The following is a 2116-nucleotide window of genomic DNA, read 5'->3' as shown; positions in this document are numbered from 1 at the left end:
TGCCAGATCCTCCCATTGACGTGATGCTAATGCGACCACTGAATGGGCGCCGGGCATAATACCCCAGATTTCGAAAAATCCTTCCGGCGCAAAGGCCGCCGTCCATTCCCAGGGGCCGGTTCGCCCGATGTAGCGTGCCCCTTCTTCTTTTTCGTGTTCAAGGTAGATGGAGAAGAGTTCCCGGTTGGTGTCTCGATGGAATTGTTCTGTTTTTTGCTTTAAAAATCGGTGGTGATTGGAGGCGACTCGATCGGCGTTGATCTGCAGATGAGGGTGCAGCAGCGAACCGCCGGCTGACGGCAGGTGGTTTTGAGTGATGGCCGTGTAGACCGCCAGAGGATCATGGTTTTGAACACGTTCTAAATAATTGCGGCAATTGAGAAGGCTGTCGGTATATGAGGGAAGGGATGCCGTGCCGATTTCAACGAAATGATCATCATTGAACAAGCTGACGGCGGAATGGTTACCATAAGGATAAAGGTTTGGAAACAACAGGGAATCCCCCTGCATCATACGGCCATCCGGTGCCAGATCAGGGTCGAGGCGGGGTGTCTTCGCGGTTACTTGAGGCTGGCAGAATGGACAGGCCGCCCGATTGTCTTGGTCGGGCGGCGGCTCCGGCAACTCCTCGTTGCCGACATCTTTTTCGTTTACGCGGCTGAAGGCGATCCGGCAAGAACGTCCGGAAATCGGATGGGTTCGAATCTCGATCGGTTTTTCGACCCGCTGGCCGAAAGGATCGATAAAGGTGGCCGTAATCCGGCGAAATTCGAAGGTAAGGCCTGGGTCGGTCATCGACATTTGACCTCCTGTTAAAGCGTCTAAAGGCTTACTCAAAAACAAGGTTCAAGATGAATGTTTGTATCACACGCATCAGGACTTTTCCAACTGCAGGCGGGATGACGATAACCGAATTCATTCGGTGGATAGGATTCGGACCTTCAGTTGTCCGATCATATCGACGAGAGGCATCAAATCGGACAAGTTCTGGCCTTCCAATAATTTGATGTGGGTTGCATCGGCCGGTATTTGGCCAAGGGTCGGGTCGACGGCCACCCACCGACCGTCGACGATACTCTCGTTCCAGCTGTGATAGAGGAAACCGCGAAAGTCGGGGGCATAGACAATTCCATTGACGATGCGGGTGGGAATACCCAAGGTGCGGGCAAAAGCCGCATACAGTAAAGCGTGTCCCTGGCATTCGGCCCGGCCGCCCTTCAGGACGTCCAGCGCCGTGAACACATCGACCGGTTCCCTTGCGATGTTTTGGTGGATCCAGTCTAACAAGGCTTGAATGCGTTGAGGATCCCCATCCGCACCCGCAACGATTTTTTGAGCCAAACTGCTGATTTGAGGGTGTTGGGCTGAAATGGCAATCGTGGGTGCCAGATAGCGCGAAAGAGCTTCAACATCCAGCGGTACCGGGCCCTGGTTGCCTGGTTCGGGAGACGTTGATAAACGACAGATCGATCCGTTTCTACTGTGTGTGCACACCTGCCGGCCGTTATTCGGCAGGGCGACCGAGTCAGACAGTCCCGAAATGTGGACGATCAGCGTATGAATCCGGTCCGGATCGCTGATGACCGTATCACATTTAATCAGACTGAATTCCAGCATGTTTTCGTCTTTGTTGAGGGCCGCTTGTGCGAGGTATTTCCGGGCGACATCTTCGCTTTCAAGGACCGAGATGACGACTCCGTTCAAGGACATTTCCAGCAGCGGTTCTCCGCGGTCGTTCATCCAGGTTGTCACCGTTCCACCCTGGAACCGAGTTCTAATTTTAAATGCCGGTCCCCGGAACAGCTCGCTTTCCTCATAGGCCAAAATCTCCTGGACTACAGGCGCCAGTTTCTGCGTCTGCCCATCGTAAACCGTGTAATGGTACCGTCGGCCGACTTCCAGCCCGTGAAGAAACGGGTAGAGGCCAATGGCACTAGCGGGATAAATTTGTGTTTCCAGTGGTATGACTTGCGGTGTGGATTCTCCCCGGCTCCGAACAATAACGGTCAGCTGATTTGCCAACCGTTGACCGCTCAGACTCAGATGATTGCCGTCTATGTCGAATGCGTAGTCAAAGCGGATGAGGGACAGGTCGTCGGCCACCCGGTCAAAACCC

At 54.0% G+C, this 2116-nt stretch carries 2 protein-coding genes; both read right to left on the bottom strand.

Translation table 11 applies throughout. The features are described 5' to 3' along the window. Positions 1 to 801, bottom strand: an 801-nt coding sequence (locus WBM60_RS02680) for a hypothetical protein (RefSeq protein ID WP_424282740.1), incomplete at its 3' end; no start/stop codon positions are given. Between the two features lie 114 nt (positions 802 to 915). Further along, positions 916 to 2116, bottom strand: a 1201-nt coding sequence (locus WBM60_RS02675; RefSeq protein WP_424282739.1) for a transglutaminase-like domain-containing protein, incomplete at its 5' end; no start/stop codon positions are given.

The organism is Eudoraea sp., from assembly GCF_049669105.1.
Classification (GTDB): domain Bacteria; phylum Bacteroidota; class Bacteroidia; order Flavobacteriales; family Flavobacteriaceae; genus Eudoraea.
Note: the sequence above shows the minus strand (reverse complement) of the source record. Positions and strands in the feature narration are given on the sequence as shown.